The sequence below is a fragment of the Streptomyces sp. GD-15H genome, from assembly GCF_045291515.1.
GTDB lineage: Bacteria > Actinomycetota > Actinomycetes > Streptomycetales > Streptomycetaceae > Streptomyces.
The window spans coordinates 6,725,558-6,748,539 of record NZ_CP149447.1 but is presented as its reverse complement, the minus strand read 5'-3'; the positions used below and the strand labels follow the sequence as shown (position 1 = coordinate 6,748,539).

At 71.9% G+C, this 22,982-nt stretch carries 20 protein-coding genes and 4 pseudogenes; 7 read left to right on the top strand and 17 right to left on the bottom strand.

Translation table 11 applies throughout. The features are described from left to right. Positions 1-7 precede the first annotated feature (7 nt). The gene (locus WJ438_RS31865; protein ID WP_406728287.1) at positions 8-1,198 is read right to left on the bottom strand and encodes an acyl-CoA dehydrogenase family protein; all 1,191 of its coding nucleotides are present in this window, start codon (positions 1,196-1,198) and stop codon (positions 8-10) included. 137 nt (positions 1,199-1,335) lie between these two features. Further along, positions 1,336-3,009 (bottom strand): MFS transporter, encoded by a 1,674-nt coding sequence (locus WJ438_RS31860; protein ID WP_406728286.1) that lies wholly within the window; start codon positions 3,007-3,009, stop codon positions 1,336-1,338. A 357-nt stretch (positions 3,010-3,366) separates the two neighbouring features. On the opposite strand from WJ438_RS31860, the gene WJ438_RS31855 reads away from it, so the two are divergent. Further along, on the top strand, positions 3,367-4,662 hold the full coding sequence (locus WJ438_RS31855) for a glycosyltransferase family 39 protein (RefSeq protein WP_406728285.1): 1,296 nt from the start codon (positions 3,367-3,369) through the stop codon (positions 4,660-4,662). Between the two features lie 256 nt (positions 4,663-4,918). Next, positions 4,919-5,941: a phosphatase PAP2 family protein gene (locus WJ438_RS31850; RefSeq protein WP_406728284.1), complete on the top strand. Its 1,023-nt coding sequence runs from the start codon at positions 4,919-4,921 to the stop codon at positions 5,939-5,941. A 129-nt stretch (positions 5,942-6,070) separates the two neighbouring features. On the opposite strand, the gene WJ438_RS31845 is transcribed toward WJ438_RS31850, so the two are convergent. Further along, the gene (locus tag WJ438_RS31845) at positions 6,071-6,286 is read right to left on the bottom strand and encodes an I78 family peptidase inhibitor (protein ID WP_406728283.1); all 216 of its coding nucleotides are present in this window, start codon (positions 6,284-6,286) and stop codon (positions 6,071-6,073) included. A 358-nt stretch (positions 6,287-6,644) separates the two neighbouring features. Beyond that, positions 6,645-7,208, bottom strand: a pseudogene (locus WJ438_RS31840) (hypothetical protein); the annotation flags it as partial. 44 nt (positions 7,209-7,252) lie between these two features. Between WJ438_RS31840 and WJ438_RS31835 the strand changes: the two are divergent. Beyond that, the gene (locus WJ438_RS31835) at positions 7,253-7,660 is read left to right on the top strand and encodes a hypothetical protein (protein WP_406728282.1); all 408 of its coding nucleotides are present in this window, start codon (positions 7,253-7,255) and stop codon (positions 7,658-7,660) included. Positions 7,661-7,765: 105 nt separating this feature from the next. On the opposite strand, the gene WJ438_RS31830 is transcribed toward WJ438_RS31835, so the two are convergent. Then, positions 7,766-8,470 carry a transglycosylase family protein gene (locus WJ438_RS31830; RefSeq protein ID WP_406728281.1) on the bottom strand — a complete coding sequence of 235 codons (705 nt, stop codon included), beginning with the start codon at positions 8,468-8,470 and terminating at the stop codon, positions 7,766-7,768. Between the two features lie 564 nt (positions 8,471-9,034). Between WJ438_RS31830 and WJ438_RS31825 the strand changes: the two are divergent. Together WJ438_RS31825 and WJ438_RS31820 are read left to right on the top strand one after the other, a co-directional pair. Next, positions 9,035-9,884: pseudogene (locus tag WJ438_RS31825) on the top strand (hypothetical protein). Positions 9,885-9,987: 103 nt separating this feature from the next. Beyond that, on the top strand, positions 9,988-10,425 hold the full coding sequence (locus WJ438_RS31820) for a hypothetical protein (RefSeq protein WP_406728280.1): 438 nt from the start codon (positions 9,988-9,990) through the stop codon (positions 10,423-10,425). 97 nt (positions 10,426-10,522) lie between these two features. On the opposite strand, the gene der is transcribed toward WJ438_RS31820, so the two are convergent. The 5 genes from der to aroH all read right to left on the bottom strand — a co-directional run bounded on the left by der (position 10,523) and on the right by aroH (position 15,017). Then, a complete protein-coding gene (gene der / locus WJ438_RS31815) occupies positions 10,523-12,001 on the bottom strand; it encodes a ribosome biogenesis GTPase Der (RefSeq protein ID WP_406728279.1) in 1,479 nt (492 codons plus the stop codon). Positions 12,002-12,076: 75 nt separating this feature from the next. Next, a complete protein-coding gene (locus WJ438_RS31810; protein ID WP_406728278.1) occupies positions 12,077-12,724 on the bottom strand; it encodes a lysophospholipid acyltransferase family protein in 648 nt (215 codons plus the stop codon). Then, entirely contained in the window at positions 12,721-13,401 is a 681-nt protein-coding gene (gene cmk / locus WJ438_RS31805) for a (d)CMP kinase (protein ID WP_406728277.1), read from the bottom strand. Before cmk ends, WJ438_RS31810 begins: the two co-directional genes overlap by 4 nt. A 171-nt stretch (positions 13,402-13,572) precedes the next feature. Beyond that, the gene (locus WJ438_RS31800) at positions 13,573-14,658 is read right to left on the bottom strand and encodes a prephenate dehydrogenase (protein WP_406728276.1); all 1,086 of its coding nucleotides are present in this window, start codon (positions 14,656-14,658) and stop codon (positions 13,573-13,575) included. Further along, complete coding sequence (aroH, locus tag WJ438_RS31795) at positions 14,655-15,017, bottom strand: chorismate mutase (protein ID WP_406728275.1); 363 nt, start codon at positions 15,015-15,017, stop codon at positions 14,655-14,657. The genes WJ438_RS31800 and aroH overlap by 4 nt, the downstream gene beginning before the upstream one ends. Between aroH and WJ438_RS31790 the strand changes: the two are divergent. Further along, positions 14,959-15,546 (top strand): annotated as a pseudogene (locus WJ438_RS31790) (Rieske (2Fe-2S) protein); the annotation flags it as partial. The gene aroH and the pseudogene WJ438_RS31790 sit on opposite strands and share 59 nt — an antisense overlap. Before the next feature lie 144 nt (positions 15,547-15,690). Beyond that, positions 15,691-16,380 (top strand): DNA polymerase beta superfamily protein, encoded by a 690-nt coding sequence (locus WJ438_RS31785; RefSeq protein ID WP_406729868.1) that lies wholly within the window; start codon positions 15,691-15,693, stop codon positions 16,378-16,380. A 31-nt stretch (positions 16,381-16,411) separates the two neighbouring features. On the opposite strand, the gene WJ438_RS31780 is transcribed toward WJ438_RS31785, so the two are convergent. The 7 genes and pseudogenes from WJ438_RS31780 to WJ438_RS31750 all read right to left on the bottom strand — a co-directional run bounded on the left by WJ438_RS31780 (position 16,412) and on the right by WJ438_RS31750 (position 22,780). Further along, positions 16,412-17,431, bottom strand: coding sequence for an ADP-ribosylglycohydrolase family protein (locus WJ438_RS31780; protein ID WP_406728274.1), 1,020 nt, complete (start codon positions 17,429-17,431; stop codon positions 16,412-16,414). Continuing rightward, positions 17,428-18,162 (bottom strand): NUDIX hydrolase, encoded by a 735-nt coding sequence (locus WJ438_RS31775; RefSeq protein WP_406728273.1) that lies wholly within the window; start codon positions 18,160-18,162, stop codon positions 17,428-17,430. The genes WJ438_RS31780 and WJ438_RS31775 overlap by 4 nt, the downstream gene beginning before the upstream one ends. 77 nt (positions 18,163-18,239) lie before the next feature. Continuing rightward, positions 18,240-19,327 (bottom strand): annotated as a pseudogene (locus WJ438_RS31770) (pseudouridine synthase). Continuing rightward, positions 19,327-19,983 carry an SMC-Scp complex subunit ScpB gene (gene scpB, locus WJ438_RS31765; protein WP_406728272.1) on the bottom strand — a complete coding sequence of 219 codons (657 nt, stop codon included), beginning with the start codon at positions 19,981-19,983 and terminating at the stop codon, positions 19,327-19,329. Before scpB ends, WJ438_RS31770 begins: the two are co-directional and overlap by 1 nt. Continuing rightward, the gene (locus WJ438_RS31760) at positions 19,980-21,065 is read right to left on the bottom strand and encodes a segregation and condensation protein A (RefSeq protein WP_406728271.1); all 1,086 of its coding nucleotides are present in this window, start codon (positions 21,063-21,065) and stop codon (positions 19,980-19,982) included. The genes scpB and WJ438_RS31760 overlap by 4 nt, the downstream gene beginning before the upstream one ends. An 18-nt stretch (positions 21,066-21,083) precedes the next feature. Next, complete coding sequence (locus tag WJ438_RS31755) at positions 21,084-21,668, bottom strand: hypothetical protein (protein ID WP_406728270.1); 585 nt, start codon at positions 21,666-21,668, stop codon at positions 21,084-21,086. After that, complete coding sequence (locus WJ438_RS31750; protein ID WP_406728269.1) at positions 21,653-22,780, bottom strand: ParA family protein; 1,128 nt, start codon at positions 22,778-22,780, stop codon at positions 21,653-21,655. Before WJ438_RS31750 ends, WJ438_RS31755 begins: the two co-directional genes overlap by 16 nt. Positions 22,781-22,982: the final 202 nt, after the last annotated feature.

Below are 22,982 nucleotides of genomic sequence, written 5' to 3'. Positions count from 1 at the left end.
ACCGGGCCTACCGGAACGCGTCGATTCCGGTCAGCGCCTTGCCCAGCACGAGCTGGTGCATCTCCACGGTGCCCTCGTAGGTGAGCACCGATTCGAGGTTCGTCGCGTGCCGCATCACGGGGTATTCGAGCGAGATCCCGTTGGCGCCGAGGATGGTACGGGCCGTGCGGCAGATGTCGATGGCCTCGCGGACGTTGTTCAACTTGCCGAAGCTGACCTGCTCGGGACGCAGGCGGCCGGCGGCCATGCGCCGCCCGAGATGATGGGCGAGCAGTATCCCCTTGTGCAGTTCGACCGCCATGTCGGCGAGTTTGGCCTGCGTCAGCTGGAACCCGCCGATGGGCCGCCCGAACTGCTCCCGCGACTTCGCGTAGTCGGCGGCGGCCTCGAAGCAGGCGCGCGCCGCGCCCATCGCGCCCCAGACGATCCCGTACCGGGCGTGCGAGAGGCAGCTGAGCGGTCCGCGCAGCCCGGTCACCTCGGGCAGTACGGCGTCGGCGGGCAGCCGTACGTCGTCGAGGACCAGTTCGCTGGTGACGGAGGCGCGCAGCGACCACTTGTGCTTGATCTCCGGCGCCGAGAACCCTGCGCTGTCGGTGGGCACCACGAACCCGCGGATCCCGTCGTCGGTCTGCGCCCACACCACGGCGACACCGGCCACGGATCCGTTGGTGATCCACATCTTGCGACCGTTCAGGACCCAGTCCCCGCCGTCGCGCTTGGCGTACGTCCGCATGGCCGCGGGGTCGGAGCCGTGGTCGGGTTCGGTGAGCCCGAAGCAGCCGATGACCTCGCCGGCGGCCATCCGCGGCAGCCACCGCTGCTTCTGCTCCTCGCCGCCGAACCGGTGGATGGCGTACATGGCGAGCGAGCCCTGCACGGAGACCAGGGACCGGATGCCGGAGTCGGCGGCCTCCAGCTCCAGGCAGGCGAGCCCGTACTGCACGGCCGAGGCGCCCGCGCAGCCGTAACCGCTGAGGGGCATGCCGAGCGCGCCGATCCCGCCGAGTTCCCGTGCCAGCTCCCGGATGCCGGGCAGTTCGCCCTTCTCGTACCAGTCGGCGACATGTGGCAGTACCCGGTCTCCCGCCCAGGCGCGCACGGTGTCCCGGACCGCCAGGTCCTCCGGCTCCAGCAAGTCGTCGAGGCCGAGCGGGTCGGCCGGGTCGAAGGGGGGCAACTTCGAGGACGCGGACATGGGACACCCTCCGGGGGATCTGACCGGCACGGCCCGGCCGGCACCACTTCCAACTAGCACTGCTAGTCACGGCTCGGACCGACCCGACGTTACGACGCGGTGTCGCTCACGTCCACCCGGCCCGGCGGCGGCACGCCTCACACCGAGACGCGGGACTCCGCGGCCGCACGCGGCGCGGGGACGTCGGCCGCTCCGCCGGAGGACACGTCGGCGGGCATGTCCGCGGAGACCTCGGCCGGCACGTCCGCGGGTGTTTCCCCGGCCGTCGCCGTCTCGCAGTGCATCACCCGCGGCAGCCGCAGCGCCATCGCGGCCCCGAGCAGCAGCAGGCCGGCACTGACCAGCAGGGTCACATGCAGCCCGTGCACGAAGGCGTGGCGTGCCGCGTCCAGCAGGGCGGCTTCGGCGGGCCCGCCCAGTTGGGCGGCGACCTCGTGGGCCTCTCCCAGCGAGTGTCCCGCCGCCGAGGACGCCGACGCGGGCACCCCGGGGACACCGGTGAGGCCGGGCGCGTAGGCGGCGTTCATGACGCTGCCGAGGAGCGCGATCCCGATTCCGGCGCCCAGTTGGTACGAGGTCTCGCCTATGGCGGCGGCCCCGCCCGCCTGTTCCGGGGGCGCTTCGCTCAGCATCGACTCGTACGCCCCGAACAGGGTGGTCTCCAGGCCGAAGCCGAGCAGGACGAATCCGCTCAGCAGCAGGGCGCGGTTGTCCTGCCCACCCATCGCGGTCAGCAGCAGTACCGCGGCGGCCGTCAGGCAGAAACCGAAGCAGACCATGCGGCGCGGCCCGAACCGGCGCAGCAGCCGCGCACCCGCCAGCCCCGCCGCCATCGCCGCGAACGTCAGCGGCAGCAGGCGCAGCCCGGTCTCCAGCGGGGACAGTCCCAGGACGAGCTGGAGGTACTGCGCGGCGATCAGTTCCAGGCCCACCAGGGCGAGCATGGCCAGCACGATGCAGCCCACCGACGTACTGAACGCCGGCCGGGCGAACATCCGCAGGTCGACCAGCGGGTGTGCGCGTCGCCGCTGGCGGCGGACGAAGGCGGACAGCAGGGCGGCGCCCGCGGCCAGTGTCAGCGCGGTCCACACGCCGCCGGCGGATTCGCCGCCGCCGAGCCGCTTCACGCCCAGGACCACCGCGAACAGCCCGGCGGCGGCCATCAGCGCGCCCGTCACGTCCCAGGGGCCGCTGCCGTCGCCCTTCGACTCCGGCAGCAGGAACCGCCCCATCGGGAGGCTGACCAGCATCAGCGGAATGTTGATGAGGAAGACCGAGCCCCACCAGAAGTTCTCCAGCAGGAACCCGCCGAGCAGGGGCCCGACCGCCGCACCCACGGCGGCGACCGCGCTCCAGATGCCGATGGCGAGCGCCCGCTCGCGCCGGTCCGGAAAGATCTGCCGCAGGATCGACAGCGTCGCGGGCATGATCATCGCGCCGCCGACACCCAGCAGCACCCGCGCCGCGATCAGCACCTGCGCGTTGTCCGCGAGGGCCGCGATACCGGAGGCGATGCCGAACAGTGCGTAGCCGAGCAGGAGTACGCGTCTGCGCCCGACCCGGTCGCCCAGGGTGCCGAACAGGATCAGCAGCGACGCGCAGACCAGCGGGTAGGCGTCGACGATCCAGAGCAGTTCCATCCCACTGGGCCTGAGGTCCTCCGTGACGGCGGGGACCGCCACGTGCAGCACGGTCGCGTCGACGGCGACGAGCAGCAGGCTGGCGCAGAGGACGACGAGTATCACCCAGCGGTTGGCACCGGCCCCGGCCGCCCTACGGCGCAGCGCGGCGGCCGTGGTCGTCCCGGACATGTACAGACCTCCCAGATGTTCCCTCGCGCTCGGCGGACTCACGGGGTGGGGGACTCCCCCCGCGACTCGGCTGGAGAGGAGCGGTGTGGCCTCCGGCCTGCGCAACGAACGGCGAGTGGCACGTCAGCGTACGCGAGGAAATGCCGGTACCGAGTGGCGGACCTCTCACAGATCCGGCAGAAACGTGTGGCGTACACCACTTTCTTTCCGGTCGTTTCCGGCGGTCCCCGGTGGCTTCCGGTCGCCTCCGGGGCCCGTACGTCCTGCCGGGCCGCCCGTCCGGGGAGCCCGCCCGTCTTGGAGGGCCGTGCGCCCTGCCGGGCCGCCCCGCCGGGCGCCCGGTCGATAATCGGGCCCGTGACCGATCTCGAGACGCGTGCCCTGCCGACCCGCCCCGGTGTGCTGCGCCGGGCCGCGCCGGCGCTCCTGGGGTACGCGGCCGTGCGCACCCTGGGCCTGGTCGTCCTGGCGCTGTGGAGCGAGGCGGGCGGCAAGAGCGCGTACACCCTGCTGACGGCCCGCTGGGACGCGCTCTGGTACACGAGGGTCGCCGAGCTGGGGTACGGCTACGAGGTGCGCCTCCCGAACGGGGACGTGCACTCGAACCTGGCCTTCTTCCCCCTGCTCCCCTGGTTGGAGCGGCTGGTGACGGCGGTGTCGCCGCTGTCGTACGCCGACGGGGGCTTCGTCGTCGCCGTACTGGCCTCGCTCGCCGCCGCCTGGGGGATCTTCGCGGTGGTGGACCACGTGTACGGGCCGCGGGCCGGGGTGTGCGCGGTGCTGCTCTGGGCGGTGCTGCCGGTCGGCGTCGTCCAGTCGATGGCGTACAGCGAGTCCCTGTTCACGGCACTCGCCGCGTGGTCGCTGTACGCGGTGCTGACCGGGCGCTGGGTGACGGCCGGGGTCCTGGCGGGTCTGACCGGCCTGACCCGCCCGGTGGGGCTGGCGGTGGTCGCGGCGGTATGGGCGGCGGGCATCGCCTCTCTCGCGCACAGCCGCCGTCGCCTCCCCGCCGGTCTTCGCTCGTTCGGGGGGAGCCGGGGTGCGGCAGCGGTGGGCGGCGCGCGCTCCGGGGAACGCGCCGCCACGCACGAGGACACCCGGCGCGTTCCCGCACCCGAGGGCGCGCACGTGCCGCCGGGCGCCCCCGGCGTCCGCGTCCGCCGGGCGCTCGGCATGTCCCTCGCTCCGCTCGGTGCCGCCGGTTACGTTCTGTGGGTCGGCCACCGAACCGGGAAGGGGCTGTTCGGGTATCTCGATGTGCAGGCCGGATGGCGGAACGGGTTCGACGGGGGTTATGCCTTCGCCCGGTTCACCCTCGAGAAGTTCACGTCGTTTCCGTCGGCCCTGGCGGGGCTCGGACTGATCCTCGGGGTCGGTCTGCTGATGTGGCTGTACGTGGTCTGCGTACGGCAGCGTCAACCGCTCCCGCTGCTGGTGTACGCCGGTGTCGTCACCGTCCTCGCCCTGTGCGCGTCGAGCTACTTCGGTTCGAAGCCGCGTCTGCTCATGCCCGCCTTCCCGCTGCTGCTGCCCCTCGCGCAGGGCCTGGCCCGGCTGCGTACGCCCAGGTCGGCACTGGTGGTGGCGTCCGTCGCGGTGGCCTCGGCGGTGTACGGCGCCTTCTGGCTGAACGGTTCCGGTCCGCCCTGAGCCGCTCCCGCCGGACCGTACCCACCGACCGGCGGTGAGCACCGGGGAAATTCTGCGTCATCCCCCGGTGAACGAATTCCAAAAGCGCAATAAAGCCGCAACCGCGAATGATCAAAAGAATTGAAGGACACGACGTCCGGAGATTTTCGATTCGCTAAGATTAAAGATCACTTTGAGAGCAATCCCACATCACATCGTCATCACAAAGCGGCTGATTCGACGGGGCTGAGCGTTCACTCCCTGTAACGTCGATTGGGTGCGTACCGAACGTAAGCCCACCCGTCTGGACCGGGTGTTCGCGAGGCTGGATCGTGAGCCGGAGCGGCAGGCTCACATCGACGTGCCTCGAATCAGCCGGCACCGGACGGTGCTCTTCGGCTCCGCCCTGGCCTTCTACGTGGCGATCGTGTGGGCCGTCGTCATCACGTCCTGGCTGGTCCGGCTGGACTGGCGGGTGATGTTCTTCCGCCCCTACGAGCAGTGGGCACAGATCCACGCCTTCGTCGACTACTACGTGGTGCTCGGCCAGCGCGGCCCGACCGCGGTGATGGTCGCCGCCTGGCTGGGCTGGCGCTCCTGGCGGCAGCACACGCTGCGTCCGCTGCTCGCGCTCGGTGTGTCCCTGCTGCTGCTCAACATCACCGTCGGTGCCGCGAAGTACGGCATGGGGCGCCTCGGGCCGCACTACGCGACCGAGATCGGATCCAGCGAGATGTGGCTCGGCGGCAGCATATTTCCCAGCGGCCACACCGCGAACGCCGTGGTGACCTGGGGAATCCTGGCCTATCTCGCCTCTACTCCGAGAGCACGGCGCTGGCTGTCCGCCCTGTCCGCGGTGACTTCGCTCGGTGTCGGCCTGTCCACCGTCTACATCGGCACCCACTGGCTGAGCGACGTACTGCTCGGCTGGGTGGCCGGCCTGCTGATCCTGCTGGCGCTGCCCTGGTTCGAACCGATGATCGCCCGCGCCGAGGACCGCATCTTCGACTGGCGCGACCGCTGGCGCGAGCGCCGGTACGCACGTCAGGGCCGTACGGCGCCCGCCGCCCCCCTGCCCGCCGAAGCGCCGGTCATGCTCAAGCCGCTCACCGACCACGAGGACACCGCGGTCCCCGAGCCGGTCTCCTCGTCCCGTTCCGGCACCCGGTCACCCGCCTACCTGGCGCCCGGCCCGCACACTGGGCGCGCGGAGCGCAGTCCGGTCACCCCGGCCGGCAGCCGCCGCCCGTCGCACGGGGAACGCCAGCCGCGCGGCAACGCACCGGCGACCCGCCCCTGACGGACACTGGGCGACTGCCCGGCACCCCGGCGCTCCCGATGCCCCGGTACGCACGCCGGTCCGGAGCCACGTCCAGGTACGCACACCTCGGTCCCGGTTCCCTCGTGGAACCGGGACCGTCGCCGTGTCTCAGCCCTTCCAGGACCGCGCCACGCTGCCGTCCCTCACCTCGAAGTTCAGCCGTCCCACGAGGTACTCCATGGTGATGATCGCCCCCGGCGGCAGCACCCGCACCGTCGACCAGCCGCGCTCGCGTGCGAGCCGCTCGGCGCGGTCCGCGGGCAGGCCCACATAGGCGTCCGGGCTGTCGTCGGGTTCCGCGGAGGGTGTCGGAATGGGTGCCATACGGTCACGCTATGCCCTGCCCGGCGGACGGGGAAGGCCCGACCGGGAACACGGCCCGAGATCCCCCGGCGGTCACACTTCTGTCACAGGATCACGACAGGTGCGACAGGTGTTCGCGCCCATGACCGTCACACGAATGGGTGGTTCGGCGCCCCTTCCGTAGGAAGTCGCGGACAAACCCCGAGCGCCGCGCCGGAGGGCGCGGATGAATCCGGCGGAGAGTTCCGGGAGAAGCGTCTCCGGAGCCTCTTGAATTCCGTCGTCCCGCATGCTCGCGAAAGGCATCACCGCACAGAAGATTCGCGTTTCCCCCATACCGTCCGCCACCTCTGCGATGCCGGCACAGGTCCGGGCCCCGGGGCTCGTAGGCCAGGTGCGGTACGTCGATGCAGGTGCGGTCCATATCGCCCTGGGAGACCCAGCCCTCGTCCTCTTGCCGACGGGCTACCGACAGACAGGCCCTGCGGGTCCCCGGCGGTTCGGGCGCGCGGACGAACGTGACGGGGAGCAGCGGCCCGCCCGTGGTGCAGCCGTCGGCGCGGTCCACGAAGTCGTCGACGCACGCGCGCGTGATGCCCGTGCGGGTGTCCGCGCCCGTGCCCGCACAGGACCCCGCCGCGCCGGTGAACCAGCACGCGGCGGCCCACCCCTCCCAGTGCCTCTGTCACTGGCACTGGCACTGGCACTGGCACTGGCACTGGGAGTGTGTCTCCAGGCCCTCGGTGGCGTCCCGGAAATCCCGTACCGCCTCGCGTCCGGTGTCGTCGAAGTTGCGGCTGGAGCCGGTGGCCCACAGGGCGCCGCGGCGGTGCGGGGCGCCCTTGTAGTCCTCGGTCCTCAGACCCCGCTCGACGAGCATGGCGTGGGCGGCGGACGCGGACTGCTCGCAGGAGACGACGACGGCCGTGCGGGCACCGCGCTCCGGGCGTACCGGTGCACGCGCGGGCCCGGCGCGGGATGTGCCTGGTGCCGGAGCGGCAGGCGGTGTTCGGCTGCCTCACCGTGCGCGAGAACCTCGTGCTCGCCGCTCCCGCGCGCCCCCGCGACGGCTTCTCCGGAGACTTCGCGACCCGCGGCGCGGCGGCCCTCGGCGCCTGTCCGAGCTGCGGCCACTGCTGGAGCGCCGCGGGCACCCTCTCCGGGGGCGAGCAGCGCACGGCGGCCTCGCACGGGTGTGGTCGGCCCACGCGCGTATTGCTCGTCTACGAGCCCGCTCAGGGCATGTCGCCGGCGGCCGCGCTCCACGCGTGCGCGGTGATCGCCGAACAGCGGCTGCCGCGCGCACTGCGCGGCCGGCCCGCCTTCGTCGACGGACCGCACCGGGGTGCGGTGGTGTTCACCGGGGAGGCGGGGGGACCCGGTCGCCGGGCCTGACGCCGAAAGCCCCACCCGAACGGCCGAAAACCTGGCGGTCGACCGGATGGGGCCTCACCTCGGGTGGCCGGGGCCTCACCTCGGACCCTGTTCACCCGGGGTGGTTCAGAGCGCGAGTCGCTGTCCGGGCGTGATCACGTCGGGATCGCCGCCGATGACGGCCTTGTTGGCGGCGTACAGCCGCTGCCAGGTGGTTCCGTGCCGGGCGGCGATGCCGCTCAGTGTGTCGCCCGCGCGGACGGTGTAGTGGCCGCCGGACGAGCCCCGGTCCGCGTCGCCCGACGACTGCGCCGGTGCCCGCGACGGGACGGACCGCTTGGAATGGTTCGACGGATTCGACGATGTCGATCGCTGGGCGGACTTCGACGGCGTCGCGCGCTTCGCCGGGGCCTTCTGCGCGGGCGCCGGGTCGGCACCGGGTGCGCTCCCGGATGCCCCGGCGCGTGCCGAACAGGTGGGCCAGGCGCCCCACCCCTGGGCCTGCTGGACCTTGGTGGCGACAACGATCTGCTGGGACTTGGTGGCCCGGTCAGCGGTCGGCGCATAGGCCGTGCCACCGAACGCGCGCCAGGTGGAGGCGGTGAACTGCAGCCCGCCGTAGTGGCCGTTGCCGGTGTTCATGTGCCAGTTGCCGCCGCTCTCGCACTGCGCGATGCGGTCCCACACTCCACTGTCCGCCGCCGCGGCGTTGCCGGTAGCGGCCAGCAGTCCGAGGGGCGCGAGCAGTGCCGCGCCGGCCAGAACCGCCGCCGTACGGGGCTTCTGGGTCTTCCGGGCGTCGTCGCGGGTGTTGTCGGCACATTCGAACATGTAGTTCCCTCTCCAAGGACTCGGGGTCCCCCGAGGCAGAGCGCCGCCACCACGTCATGAGACGCCGTGTGTCGCGCCCGCCCCGTCCGCCGTCGGGTCGTTCTCCGGAGCGTTCTCCGGTCGTGCGATGGGTCGTACTCGGTGCGGTCGGCGGACGTTCCCGAGCGGTGCTCGCTGCACACGGCGAAGGAATCTGGGCAGCCCGACCCAGCGGGATCAAGCAACTCCCCTTCCTCCCAGGCAAGTTCGCCATTACCCGAGGTAGCGTCACTTTCAGGAGACCCACTTTATTCGCTTATTTCATGATTTACAGATCGACACGCCGGATGTTCCGTGAGCTACTTCACCCGAACAACCCCGTTGGCACCGAGGGCAGTTGACGATGGGGGTCCGATTCCGTGTCGGAAGTGACCGTGTGCGCTGGATGGTTCGATTCCGTTCGCTCCGGGGCGTGACTCCCGCCACAGATCGCCCGTTGTCTTCTGTATGAGCCGGGGACCCACCCGGACCGCGGGCCGGGAGCCCCCCGGCCTCGCCACGCACCGCATCCCGAGGGAGCCACCCGTGCCGCGCATGCTCGACGTCAGCGACGAGGTACGCGCCGAGATCGGCGACGAAGAAGCCGACCGCCTGCTCGCCGGAGATTTCGCCCCGGGCGGTTACGACTGCACCTCCTGCCGCACCCCGGGCGATCCGGAGCAGGAGCGCACCAGCACAGTCCTGTTCATCGGGGACGAGACCGCCGTCCTCGCCTTCGCCCACTCCACCTGCCTGCCCTCGCAGGTCGTCCAGGTCACCGAGGAGCAGCTCCAGGGAGCCGTGCGGTCCATCGGCGGAGACGACACCGCGCCCGCACAGGCCGCACCCGCCACGCAGGCCGTACACGCCGCGGCGGGACACGCCGCGGCGGGACACGCCGCGGCGGAACAGGTCGCACCGGAGCAGGCCGTGCTCGGTGTGACCAGCGGCCTGGTCCTGATCGCCGGGGAGTTGCACCCGGCCCTGGTCGTTCGAGCCGACCGCGCCGGTCGCGCGGCCCGGTTCGCTCGCGTCCGGCGACGACTTCCTGCCGCTGCTCATCGAGCAGGGCTTCATGCCCGTGACCGAGCTGTCCACCACACCGGCCGTGCTGCACGGCTGGTCGGTGCTGCTGGCCGTGGGCCAGCTGCACGCGGTGCTCCAGCCGAACCCGAACGGCGGGCAGCCGGTGGCCTGGTGGCAGGCGCACCAGCCGCTCCAGGTCACCGAGGGCTGGCGTACGGCCGCCAACAAGCACCAGCAGGTACTGCTGTTCGCGGCCCCGGTCGGCTCGATCGGCCGTCAGCCGCGCGAGGACCTGCTGCGCGACGCGCTGGACCGGGCGGCGGCGAACGGAAGGCTGGTCGCGGCGGCACTGCCGCTCGCCGGCCTTTGACCAGCGAAGGGGGTCGGCCGTCGGACGGCGGCCGACCGGCCGGTGACCGGCGAAAACCCCACGTGGGCCGCATCCCTTGCCGCGCGGGGTCGTTTGGGTATATGTGCACGCATACGACGTTCCCCGCCGCCAGCCCTTCCCGTTGGTCCCCGCCCCCGTGCGGTCGGCTCAGGACTCCAAGAGCGGCCCTTCGGCCACGCCGATCTACGACGCGCTCTACGCCGAGTACGTGAAGTCCTTCCGCTCACTGCCGGGCGACCGCAGCGGCGAGGAGAAACTGGGCTTCACCGCCTTTGGAAGCATCCCGCACAGTACGAGCCCGTCCGTCGGTGCGGACTCGTCCGTGGGCCACGGTTCGGGGACCTTCGGCGGTTCCCTCGGCGGCGGGTCGTACAGCGCCTACAGCGCGGGGGCGAGCAGAGCCCGTCAGACCGCCGGGCAGCAGCCGCAGTGGCAGCGGGTCACGGCGGTCGGCCGGCACGCCATCGGGATGCACCACGTGCCGGCGGGACTGCCCCCGACACCTCGCAGGGGCGCCTGACCAAGGCAGACCAAGGCATACGAGGCACCGCGCGACGTGGTGAAGGGGCGCTCCCTACCGGGAGCGCCCCTTCACCATGCCTGCCGTCGTTACTTCTTCACTTCTTCCTGCCGCGCTTCTCGCGCACCCGCACCGAGATGTGGATCGGCGTGCCCTCGAAGTCGAACTCCTCGCGCAACCGGCGCTCGATGAACCGCCGGTAGCCCGCCTCGATGAAGCCGGAGGCGAACAGGACGAACCGCGGCGGCTTGGTGCCCGCCTGCGTGCCGAACAGGATGCGCGGCTGCTTGCCACCCCGTACGGGGTGCGGGTGGGAGGCGACCAGCTCGCCGAGGAAGGCGTTCAGCCTGCCCGTCGGGACGCGGGTCTCCCAGCCCTCCAGAGCCGTCTCGATCGCCGGGACCAGCTTCTCCATGTGGCGTCCGGTGCGGGCCGACACGTTCACCCGCGGCGCCCACGCCACCTGGTCGAGCTCGGTCTCGATCTCCCGCTCCAGGTAGTAGCGGCGCTCCTCGTCGAGGGTGTCCCACTTGTTGAACGCGAGGACGAGCGCCCGCCCCGCCTCGACGGCCATGGTGACGATGCGCTGGTCCTGCACCGAGATGGAGTCGGCGGCGTCGAGGAGGACGACGGCCACCTCGGCCTTCTCGACGGCGGCGGCGGTGCGCAGCGAGGCGTAGTAGTCGGCGCCCTGCTGCAGGTGGACGCGCTTGCGGATGCCCGCGGTGTCGACGAACTTCCAGGTCTTGCCGCCCAGCTCGATCAGCTCGTCGACCGGGTCGCGGGTGGTACCGGCGATCTCGTCGACGACGACGCGCTCCTCACCGGCGACCTTGTTCAGCAGCGAGGACTTGCCGACGTTCGGGCGGCCGATCAGGGCGACCCGGCGGGGGCCGCCGACCGCCGTGCCGAAGGTCTGCGCGGGTGCCTCCGGCAGCGCCTCCAGAACCTGGTCCAGCATGTCGCCGGTGCCGCGGCCGTGCAGGGCCGAGACCGGGTACGGCTCGCCCAGGCCCAGGGACCACAGGTAGGAGGCGTCGGCCTCGCCGCTCGGGCCGTCCACCTTGTTGGCGCACAGGACGACCGGCTTGCCCGCCTTGCGCAGCAGGCGGACGACGGCCTCGTCGGTGTCGGTCGCGCCGACCTTGGCGTCCACCACGAACACCACGGCGTCGGCCGCCTCGATCGCGTACTCGGCCTGCGCCGCCACGGAGGCGTCGATGCCGAGGACGTCCTGCTCCCAGCCGCCGGTGTCGACGACCTTGAAGCGGCGGCCCGCCCACTCGGCCTCGTAGGTGACGCGGTCGCGGGTGACGCCCGGCTTGTCCTCGACGACGGCCTCGCGGCGGCCGATGATGCGGTTCACCAGAGTCGACTTGCCGACATTGGGACGTCCGACGACGGCGAGCACGGGCAGTGGGCCGTGTCCGAGGGCCTCGATGGCGCCCTCGACGTCCTCGAGGTCGAAGCCCTCCTCCGCGGCGAGCTCCATGAACTCCGCGAACTCGGCGTCACCGAGCGCCCCGTGATCGTGCTCGTGCTCGGCCGAGCCGTCGGGCTGGATGTGGTCGTTCATGAAGTCCGTACCTCGTTGTTCATCGTGGTGGTCGGTGGAATGCCCGGTTCCGGGTGATCCACTACTCAGTGTCGCCTAGCGCCCGGTGAGGCGTCTGGCGTTTTCCAGGTGCGCGGTGAGCTGCTTCTGGATCCGCTCGGTCGCCGCGTCCAGCGCCTTGCGGGTGCGGCGGCCGTCGCCGTCACCCGCGTCGAACGGGTCGCCGAAGACGACGTCGACACGGGAGCGCAGCGGGGGCAGCCCCTTTATCAACCGTTCGCCCCGCCCGGAACTTCCCAGCACGGCGACGGGCACGATCGGCGCACCACCGCGTACGGCGAAGTACGCGAGCCCCGCGCGCAGCGAGGCGAAGTCGCCCTCGCCCCGGGTGCCCTCGGGGAAGATACCGAGGACGCCGCCCTCCCGCAGGACGCCGAGCGCCCGGGAGATCGCCGTGCGGTCGGTGGTGTCCCGGTCCACCTTCACCTGGCCGATGCCGGTCAGGAACGGGTCCAGCGGCCCGACGAACGCCTCCTTCTTGATCAGGAAGTGCGTCGGCCGGGGCGCCACGCCCATGACCATCGGTCCGTCGATGTTGTGGGAGTGGTTCACGGCGAGCACCACCGGACCGGCCGCGGGCACCCGCCAGGCGCCCAGCACGCGCGGCTTCCACAGCCCGTACATCAGGCCGACGCCGATCCGCCGCCCGACCTCGGCGCCCCGCGCCGACGGAAGCTCGGTCACCGCCCGGCTCGCTTCTCCTCGACGAGGGTGACGACACACTCGATGACCTGCTCCAGCGTCAGATCGGTGGTGTCCACCTCGACCGCGTCGCCCGCCTTGGCCAGCGGGGAGGTCTTGCGGCTGGAGTCGGCCGCGTCCCGCTTGACCAGGGCCTCGCGGGTGGTGTGCAGGTCGGCGCCCTTCAGCTCACCGCTGCGGCGGGCGGCGCGCGCCTCCGGGGAGGCCGTGAGGAAGATCTTCAGGTCGGCGTCGGGCAGCACGGTGGTCCCGATGTCACGGCCCTCGACGACGATGCCGGTGACGGCGGAGCCGGCGATCGTGCGCTGCAGCTCGGTGATCCGGGAACGCACCTCGGGGACCGCGCTGACGGCGCTGACCTTGGAGGTGACGTCCTGCTCGCGGATCGGTCCGGCCACGTCGACACCGTCGACCGTTATGGTCGGTCCCGCCGGATCGGTGCCGGAGACGATCTCGGGCTTGCCGGCCGCGGCGGCGATCGCGGAGGGGTCGGTGATGTCGATGCCGTTGGCGGCCATCCACCACGTGATCGCCCGGTACTGGGCGCCGGTGTCCAGGTAGCTCAGGCCCAGCTGTGCCGCCACGGCCTTCGACGTGCTCGACTTGCCCGTGCCGGACGGACCGTCGATGGCGACAATCACTGGCGTGGCGCTTTCCACAGTGGGGACCTTCCTGGACCTGGCTGGCGGGGAGCGGGGCGCGACTGCCCTGGACAAGGTTACTGGGTGTGGGTCCCTCGATCGGCCCTACCCGCTCCCGGCCACGCACCCGCTCCCGGAACCGGCACGGGTGCTGTCTCCGGACACCCACCGCCCGCCGCCCGGCAGGTGCTACTGGCGGATCGCCCAGCCCCGCTCCCGGAGTGCCGCGGTGAGCACCGGGGCCGCGTTGGGCTCCACCATGAGCTGCACCAGACCGGCCTGCTGCCCGGTCGCGTGCTCGATGCGTACGTCCTCGACGTTGACGCCCGCACGTTCCGCGTCGGCGAAGATGCGGGCCAGCTGGCCCGGCTGGTCGTTGATGAGCACCGCCACGACCTCGTAGACGCGCGGCGCGGAGCCGTGCTTGCCGGGGACCCGGACCTGGCCGGCGTTGCCGCGGCGCAGCACACCCTCGATGCCGGTGCTGCCCTCGCGGCGCTTGTCCTCGTCGGAGGACTGCAGCGCGCGCAGGGCCCGCACCGCCTCCTCCAGGTCGGTGGCGACGTCGCTGAGCAGGTCGGCGACCGGCCCGGGATTCGCGGAGAGGATGTCGATCCACATCCGGGGGTCCGAGGCGGCGATCCGGGTCACGTCCCGGATGCCCTGCCCGCACAGCCGTACGGCGGCCTCCTCGGCGTGCTCCAGGCGCGCGGCGACCATGCTGGACATCAGGTGCGGCATGTGGGAGACGAGGGCCACGGCACGGTCGTGGGCGTCGGCGTCCATGACGACCGGCACGGCCCTGCAGTGCGAGACCAGCTCGAGGACGAGGTTCAGCACCTCGGTGTCGGTGTCCCGGGTGGGGGTGAGCACCCACGGGCGGCCCTCGAAGAGGTCCGCGCCGGCGGCCAGCGGGCCGGACTTCTCCCGGCCGGACATGGGGTGGGTACCGATGTACGCCGACAGGTCGAGCCCCCGCTGCTCGAGCTCACGGCGCGGACCGCCCTTCACGCTGGCGACGTCGATGTAGCCGCGGGCCGCACCGCGGCCCATGGTCTCGGCGAGGACTTCGGCCACGTGGGCGGGCGGGGCGGCGACGATCGCCAGGTCCACCGGCCCCTCCGGCTCCCGGTCGGTGCCGGCGCCGAGCGCGGCGGCCGTACGGGCCTGCTCCGGGTCGTGGTCGACGAGGTGGACGACGACGCCCCGCCGGGACAGGGCGAGGGCGGCGGACGTGCCGATCAGCCCGGTGCCGATGACCAGTGCGGTCCTCACTGTGCGATGTCCTTGCGCAGGGCCGCCGCGGCACCGAGGTACACGTGGGCGATGTCGGCACGCGGCAGGTCGGACTCGATGTGCGCGAGGATGCGGACGACCCGGGGCATGGCGCCCTCGACGTCCAGTTCCTGAGCGCAGATCAGGGGAACGTCGACGATGCCGAGCTTGCGGGCGGCGACGGCCGGGAAATCGGAGTGCAGGTCGGGCGTGGCCGTGAACCAGATGCTGATCAGGTCGTCCGCTGCCAGACCGTTGCGCCGCAGAACAGCGGTGAGCAGGGCGCCGACCTGCTCCTCCATGTGGCCGGACTCGTCCCGCTCGAGCTGGACGGCGCCCCGGACCGCTCGTACCGTCACGACGATGCTCCTTGCTGCTGCGCTGGTGTACTGGTGTACCGGCGTGCCGGTGTGTTCACTCGCCGACGTGCCGACGTGGGTGTCGGTCGTCCAGCCTAGTCAGAACGGGCGCGGCCGGTGTCCGGTGCCCGCCCTCCGAGACGGGCGGTACGTCCGGTACCGGACTGCTGGGGTCCCTCCTCCGCCTCGTCCATGCCTCCCTCCCCCGGAGCGACGACATGCCCCCTCGCACAACGCGACGCACGGTCCTTCTCGCGACGGGCGCGACGGCGCTGGCCGTGGCTGCGGCGGGGGCGGGGGCGGGGGCGGCAGGGAATCCTCGCCGGACTCCGCCACGGACACCGCCCCGCCCCATGCGTCGGCAGGTCAGGAGCTGGCCTCGACCGGCGACATCCCGGTGGGCGGAGGGATGGTCCTCAAGGACGAGGAGATCGTGGTGATCCAGCCGGGGCAGGGCGACTTCCAGGCCTTCTCGGCGATCTGCACCCACCGGCACTGCCTCCTGGCGAACGCCTCGGACGGCACCGTCAACTGCGCCTGCCGCGGCAGCCGGTTCCGGATCACCGACGGCTCGGTGGACCAGGGCCGGCGACTGGTCCGCTGCCTTCGGAGCAGATCACGGGGGAGGGAAATTCGATTCGCCCGGCGTGAGCCGCCGCATACGCTCCCGGGCATGCGCCCCGAGCACCTCGTCCGCGACCACACCGTCTACGCCTGCGTCATGGGGTCGCGTGCCTTCGGTCTGGCCACGGAGGGCAGCGACACCGACCGCCGGGGCGTCTTCCTCGCCCCCACCCCCCTGTTCTGGCGCTTCGAGAAGCCGCCGACCCATGTCGAGGGACCGGCCGAGGAGCAGTTCAGCTGGGAGCTGGAACGCTTCTGCGAGCTGGCCCTGCGGGCCAACCCCAACATCCTGGAGTGCCTGCACTCGCCGCTCGTGGAGTACGCCGACGACACCGGCCGCGAACTGCTCGCCCTGCGCGGCGCGTTCCTCTCCCGCCGGGTCCACGAGACGTTCACCAGGTACGCGTACGGCCAACGCCGCAAACTGGAGGCCGACGTCCACGTCCACGGGGTGCCCCGGTGGAAGCACGCGATGCATCTGCTCCGCCTGCTGGCCTCCGCCCGCGACGTGCTGCGCACGGGCGCCCTGACGGTCCACGCGGGCGAGTTGCGCGAGCCGCTGCTCGCGGTGAAGCGGGGCGAGGTGCCCTGGCCGGAGGTCGAGGCCCGGATGATCCGCCTGGAGCGGGAGGCCGGGGAGGCCCTGCGCGGTACGCCGCTCCCGGCGGAGCCGGACCGCCGCCGGATCGAGGACTTCCTCGTCCGCGTCCGCCGGGCGTCGGCTCTGCGGACGCCCTGAGCGAGACGGGCGCTCCTGCGGCGGGGGCCTCCTACGCGTCCCAGAGGGCCCCCAGTGCCAGCAGTTCGTCCCGGTACTCGATGCGGTCGGCCCAGGCGTTTGGCCAGGCGTCCGCGCCCAGGTGGGCTCCCGCGAAGGCGCCCGTCAGGCAGGCGAGGGAGTCGGAGTCGCCCGAGGTGCAGGCGGCGCGGCGCAGGGCGGTGAGCGGTTCGTCGACGAAGAGCAGGAAGCACAGCAGCCCCGTCGCCAGGGCCTCCTCCGCGATCCAGCCCTCCCCCGTCGCCAGGCACGGGTCGGTCTCCGGCGAGACGGTGCGCACGGCGCTCTGGAGGCGTTCCAGGATGTCCAGGCACTCGTCCCAGCCGCGGGCGATGAAGCGCTCCGGGGTGGCGTCCTCGGCGCGGGTCCACAGGTCGCCGAGCCAGAACTCGTGGTAGCGGGTGCGGTTCTCGTAGGCGTAGGAACGCAACATGCCGATCAGGCCGGTCGGTTCGGCGCCCTGGGCGAGCAGTCGTACGGCGTGGGCGGTGAGGTCGGAGGCGGCGAGCGCGGTCGGGTGTCCGTGGGTGAGGGCCGACTGCAACTGGGCGGCGCCTGCGCGCTGTTCGCCGCTCAGCCCGGGGATCAGCCCGATGGGCGCGACCCGCATGTTGGCGCCGCAGCCCTTGGAACCGACCTGACTGGCGTCCTGCCAGGGGCGGTCCTCCTCGGACAGCAGGCAGCAGGCCCGGAGGCAGGTGGTGCCGGGTGCCCGGTTGTTCTCGGGCGAGCGGTACCAGTCCACGAACTCCTCGCGTACCGGGCGCTCCAGCCGCTTCGGACCGAGCGACCCCCGGCCCGCCGCCGTGCGCAGTCCGCGCCCGAGTGCCAGCGTCATCTGGGTGTCGTCGGTGACGATCGCCGGCTCCGGCAGGTCCCTCTCCCGCCACGGCCCGTACTTGGCGAGGATCGACGGGACGTCGTCGAACTCGGTGGGGAATCCGAGCGCGTCCCCGAGGGCGAGTCCGGTGAGCGCGCCCGTGGCGGAGCGCTTGGTGACGGTGACGGTCATGCCGGGTGTCCTTCCGGGGTCGGCCGGAGCAGGGGCGGGTGGAGGACGGTGGCGGTCCCGGCCCGGTAGAGCGCGGCGGGTTTACCCCGGCCGCCGGTGAGGCGCGCGGCGCCGGGGACCGGTTCGACGAAACCGGCGGAGGCGAGCACCTTGCGCCGGAAGTTGGGCCGGTCGAGCGTGGTGCCCCACACGGTCTCGTAGACCTGTCGCAGCTCGCCGAGGGTGAACTCGGGCGGGCAGAAGGCCGTGGCCAGGCAGGTGTACTCGAGCTTGGCGCCGACGCGGTCGCGGGCGTCGGCCAGAATCCGATCGTGATCGAAAGCGAGCCGCCCTGCCGGCCCGCCCCGCGCCCCGCCGTACGGCGTCCAGCGGGCCTGGGCCGCGTCGCTGCCACCGTGCGCCTCGGGTGCGTCGGGCAGCAGCGCGGCGAACGCGACGGAGACGACCCGCATCCGGGGATCCCGGTCGGGTTCGCTGTAGGTCCGCAGCTGCTCCAGGTGCAGCCCGGACACGTCCGTCAGCCCGGTCTCCTCGGCGAGTTCACGCCGGGCGGCGGTCTCCGCCGACTCGTCCGGCTGGACGAATCCGCCCGGCAGCGCCCAACGGCCCGCGTACGGCGCCTGGCCGCGCTGGACCAGCAGGACGTGCAGCGCGCCCCCGCGCAGTGTGAACACGGCGAGGTCGACGGTGACGGCGAAGGGTTCATAGGCGTACTTGTCGTAGCCCTGCATGAGAACAACCCACCCCCCTTTATGGTCAGGAAGACTATAAAGGGGGGTGGGGCTGTCTCACAAGGTGCCGCTCCTCCTCAGAGCTCGACCTCCTGCATCAGCATGCCGACCTCGGTGTTCGACAGCCGGCGCAGCCAGCCCGACTTCTGGTCGCCCAGGGTGATCGGCCCGAAGGCCGTGCGCACCAGCTTGTCGACCGGGAAGCCGACCTCCGCGAGCATGCGGCGCACGATGTGCTTGCGGCCCTCGTGCAGGGTCACCTCGACGAGGTAGTTCCTGCCGGTCTGCTCGACGACGCGGAAGTGGTCCGCGCGCGCGTAACCGTCCTCCAGCTGGATGCCGTCCTTCAGCCGCTTGCCCAGGTCGCGCGGGATCGGTCCGATGATGTGCGCGAGGTAGGTCTTCTTCACCCCGTACCGCGGGTGGGTCAGCCGGTGCGCCAGCTCACCGTGGTTGGTGAGCAGGATGACGCCCTCGGTCTCGGTGTCGAGCCGGCCCACGTGGAACAGCCGGGTCTCGCGGTTGGTGACGTAGTCACCGAGGCACTGACGCCCCTCGGGGTCCTCCATGGTGGAGACGACACCGGCGGGCTTGTTCAACGAGAAGAACTGGTAGGACTGGGTGGCGACGGTCAGCCCGTCCACCTTGACCTCGTCCTTCTCGGGGTCGACCCGGCGACCCTGCTCCAGCACGATCTCGCCGTTGACCTCGACCCGTGCCTGCTCGATCAGGTCCTCGCAGGCGCGCCGGGAACCGTACCCCGCGCGGGCGAGCACCTTCTGCAGCCGCTCGCCCTCCTGCTCGGCGCCAGGGAAGGTCTTCGGGAGCTTCACGTCCTTCTTGCCCGCGTACCGGTCGCGGTTGCGCTCCTCGATCCGTGTCTCGTACTCGCGCGAGCGGGCCGGAGCGGTACGGCCCCTGCCGCCCTGCTGCCCGGACTGGGAGGTCCGGCCGGACGGCTTGGCACCGGTACGGCCGGTACGGCCAGGACGGCCGGAATCCGTTCCCTCCTTGGAGGCCCCCCGGGGCCCCCGTCGTAGCGGCGCTCCTCGGGGCGGGGCTTGCCGGGGCGGCCCTGCCCCTGCCGCTGGTCCCTGTTGCCGCCGGCGCCGCGGGGGTTACCGCGTCCGCCGCTCTTGCCGCTGCCGCTGCCGCTGCTTCGCATCACAATTCCGTGTTCGTAGGGGGACCGTCGTCCGGGTCCGGGGCGTCCGGATCGAACGACGGTACGGCTTCCTGGGTCTCGGCCTCGATCGCCTCCGCCTCCGGGAGGAAGGGCGCGAGCTCCGGGAGCTCGTCCAGACCGCGCAGGCCCATCCGCTCCAGGAAGTAGTTCGTCGTCGTGTACAGGATCGCACCTGTTTCGGGTTCCGTGCCCGCCTCCTCGACCAGACCCCGCTGCAACAGGGTGCGCATGACCCCGTCGCAGTTCACTCCACGTACGGCGGAGACCCGGCTGCGGCTGACCGGCTGACGGTAGGCGACCACGGCGAGGGTCTCCAGGGCGGCCTGGGTGAGCCGGGCCTGCTGGCCGTCCAGGACGAAGCCCTCGACGGCCGCGGCGTACTCGGGGCGGCTGTAGAACCGCCAGCCGCCGGCGACGAGCCGAAGCTCGAAGCCACGCCCCTGGACGGTGTACTCGTCGGCCAACGCGCACAACGCGTCCGCGACCTGGCGTCTCGGCCGCTCCAGTATCTTCGCCAGGTGCTCCTCGGTCGCGGGCTCGTCCACGACCATGAGGACCGCCTCCAGGGCGGGCTTGAGGTCGAGGTCCGCAACGGTGCGCGGCCCCGCGGGAACGCCGGTCGTGTCCTCACTCACGCCTTCTCCTCCTCCGGCTCCCTCGGCTGCTCGGGCGGCCGGTCGAACTCGTCGGTGACGGTGGGGGTGGCGTCCCCGTCACCGCCGGTCCAGCGCACGGTCAGCTCGGCGAGCGCGGTCTCCTGCTCGAGGGCGACGACCTTCTCCCGGTACAGCTCCAAGAGCGCGAGGAACCGGGCGACGACGGTCAGCGTGTCGTCGGTGTCCTCGATCAGCTCCCGGAAACCGGCCTCGCCGAGTTCCTTCAGCCGCGCGACGATGATCCCGGCCTGCTCCTGCACACTGACCAGCGGCGCGTGGATGTGGTCGACGTACACCTGCGGCTTGGGCCTGGGCTGCATCGCCTTGACGGCGAGCCTGGCGAACCCCTCCGCGCCGATGCCGATGACGACCTCGGGCAGCAGCTCGGCGTGGTGCGGCTCGAGCCCCACGGTCCGGGGGTGGCGCCGGGCCTCCTCGTCGAGCCGCCCGCTGAAGATCTCCGCGACCCGTTTGTACGCGCGGTACTGGAGCAGGCGGGCGAACAGCAGGTCCCGGGCCTCCAGCAGGGCGAGGTCCGCCTCGTCCTCCACCTCGGCGGCGGGCAGCAGGCGCGCCGCCTTGAGATCGAGCAGGGTGGCCGCCACGACCAGGAACTCGGTCGTCTCGTCCAGGTCCCAGTCCGGCCCCAGCGCCCGGATGTACGCCATGAACTCGTCGGTCACCTTGGACAGCGCGACCTCGGTGACGTCCAGCTTGTGCTTCGAGATCAGCTGAAGCAGCAGGTCGAACGGTCCCTCGAAGTTCGACAACCGGACCTTGAACCTGCCGTCGCCCGCCTCGGCGCCCTCGACACTCTCAGCCCCCTCGTCCGCCTCGGGACTTCCGGGTGCCGGCTCGGGCGGCCTGCCGACGTCCGGTACGTCCTCCGGAGCCGCCGGAGCGGGAGCGGGAGCCCGGGCCTCGGTGGGAGGCACGGCCCCCGGTCCCTCCGCCCCCGCCTCCGCGGGCGGGGTCACCGGCGGTGCGGCCCCCGGCCCCCGCCCCAGCGCGCGCCGGCGGCCGGGCTGCGGGCCGCGGCCGGTGGCGTTGTTCGAGGTCATGGCCTCCGCAGGCTACCGCTACCGTCCACGCAGGCGTCGTACGAGGATGCTGGCGTCTCCGCGGGACTCCAGGTCGGCGAGGACCACGGCGACCGCCTCGCGGACGATCCGGCCCCGGTCGACGGCCAGTCCGTGCTCGCCCCGGAGCACCAGACGGGCGTGCTCGAGGTCCATGAGCTCCTCGGCGGACACGTACACCGTGATCTTCTCGTCGTGCCGCTCACGGCCGCTGGGCCGTCTCGCCGCCGCCCTTCCGCGCTTGCGCGGGGCCGCTTCGGCGGCCGTACCGGCGGGACCCCTCGAGCCCTCCTGCGTGCCCTGCCGTCGCGCGGAGCGCTCCGGCGCGACGCGGCTGCGGGACTCGCCGGCTTCGGCCGGCTCGGCGTCCGTGGCGACGTGCTCGGCACCCTCGCCGTCGCCGCCCCGCGCGGACACCGACTGCGGAGTGTCGTCCTGGGCCGCGGCCGCGCCGCCCTCTCCCGCGGGAGCGGGGATCCGGGCTTCGCCGTTGGCCTGGCGCCTCGGCGTGGACGCCTGGAGCGCCATCCCCCCTGTGGTACGGAAGAGTTCGTCGGCCCCCGGCAGACTCACTCGGCGTGACACCGGGCGAGCACCTCCCTGGCAAGCTGGCGATAGGCGGCGGCACCGACGGAGTTGGACGCGTACGTGGTGATCGGCTCACCGGCGACGGTCGTCTCCGGAAAGCGGACCGTACGCCCGATGACCGTGTGGTAGACGTGGTCGTCGAACGCCTCGACGACGCGCGCGAGCACCTCACGGCTGTGCACCGTGCGCGAGTCGTACATCGTGGCGAGGATCCCGTCGAGCTCCAGCTCGGGGTTGAGCCGCTCCTGGACCTTCTCGATGGTCTCGGTGAGCAGCGCCACGCCGCGCAGTGCGAAGAACTCGCACTCCAGCGGCACGATCACCTTGTGCGCGGCCGTCAGCGCGTTGACCGTGAGCAGGCCGAGCGAGGGCTGACAGTCGATCACGATGTAGTCGTAGTCGTCCATGAGCGGCTTCAGCGCGCGCTGCAGCGTCGACTCGCGGGCGACCTCGGAGACGAGTTGGACCTCGGCCGCCGACAGGTCGATGTTGCTGGGCAGCAGGTCCATGTCGGGGACCGCCGTCTTCAGCAGCACCTCGTCGGCCGCCATGCCCCGCTCCATGAGCAGGTTGTAGACGGTGAGGTCGAGTTCCATCGGGTTGACGCCGAGTCCGACCGACAGCGCGCCCTGCGGGTTGAAGTCGACGAGCAGCACCCGGCGGCCGTACTCCGCGAGCGCGGCACCCAGGTTGATGGTCGACGTCGTCTTGCCGACACCGCCCTTCTGGTTGCACATCGCGATGATCTTCGCGGGACCGTGGTCGGTCAGCGGGCCCGGGATCGGGAAGTACGGCAGCGGGCGGCCGGTCGGGCCGACGCGCTCACGGCGCTGCCGGGCAGCGTCGGGCGCGAGGGTGGCCGCGTACTCGGGATCCGGCTCGTACTCGGCGTCGGGGTCGTAGAAATGCCCCTCGGGCAGTTCGTCGTAGTCGGCGAGTTGGTTGTGGGGCGCGCCACTTCCGTCGCCGGCCATGGCGTTCACGTGATGGCCATCCATGCTCGGGTGTGCAGTGAGAGTCGCCTGCTGACTCTGTTGGGCTGCGAAGGTGTGCACGGCGACGGAGCCGACAGCAGCGAACCCCGCGGGATCCCGGTCCCGTGCAGGCATTCCTGGTTGACCACCCCCGGGAGTAAATGTCGACTCATTCACAAGTCGTCTTACCTCCTTGGTGACCAGGAAACTTCTAGACAGGTCAGCGTGGCATCATGCCGACGGTTGGCGACTCTATGGCGTGTCGGCGGTCCGCAGCAACACAATCCGCCGGACCCGGCCCGATGTGTCGACAATGAAACATCCCTCTGTCAAGGGC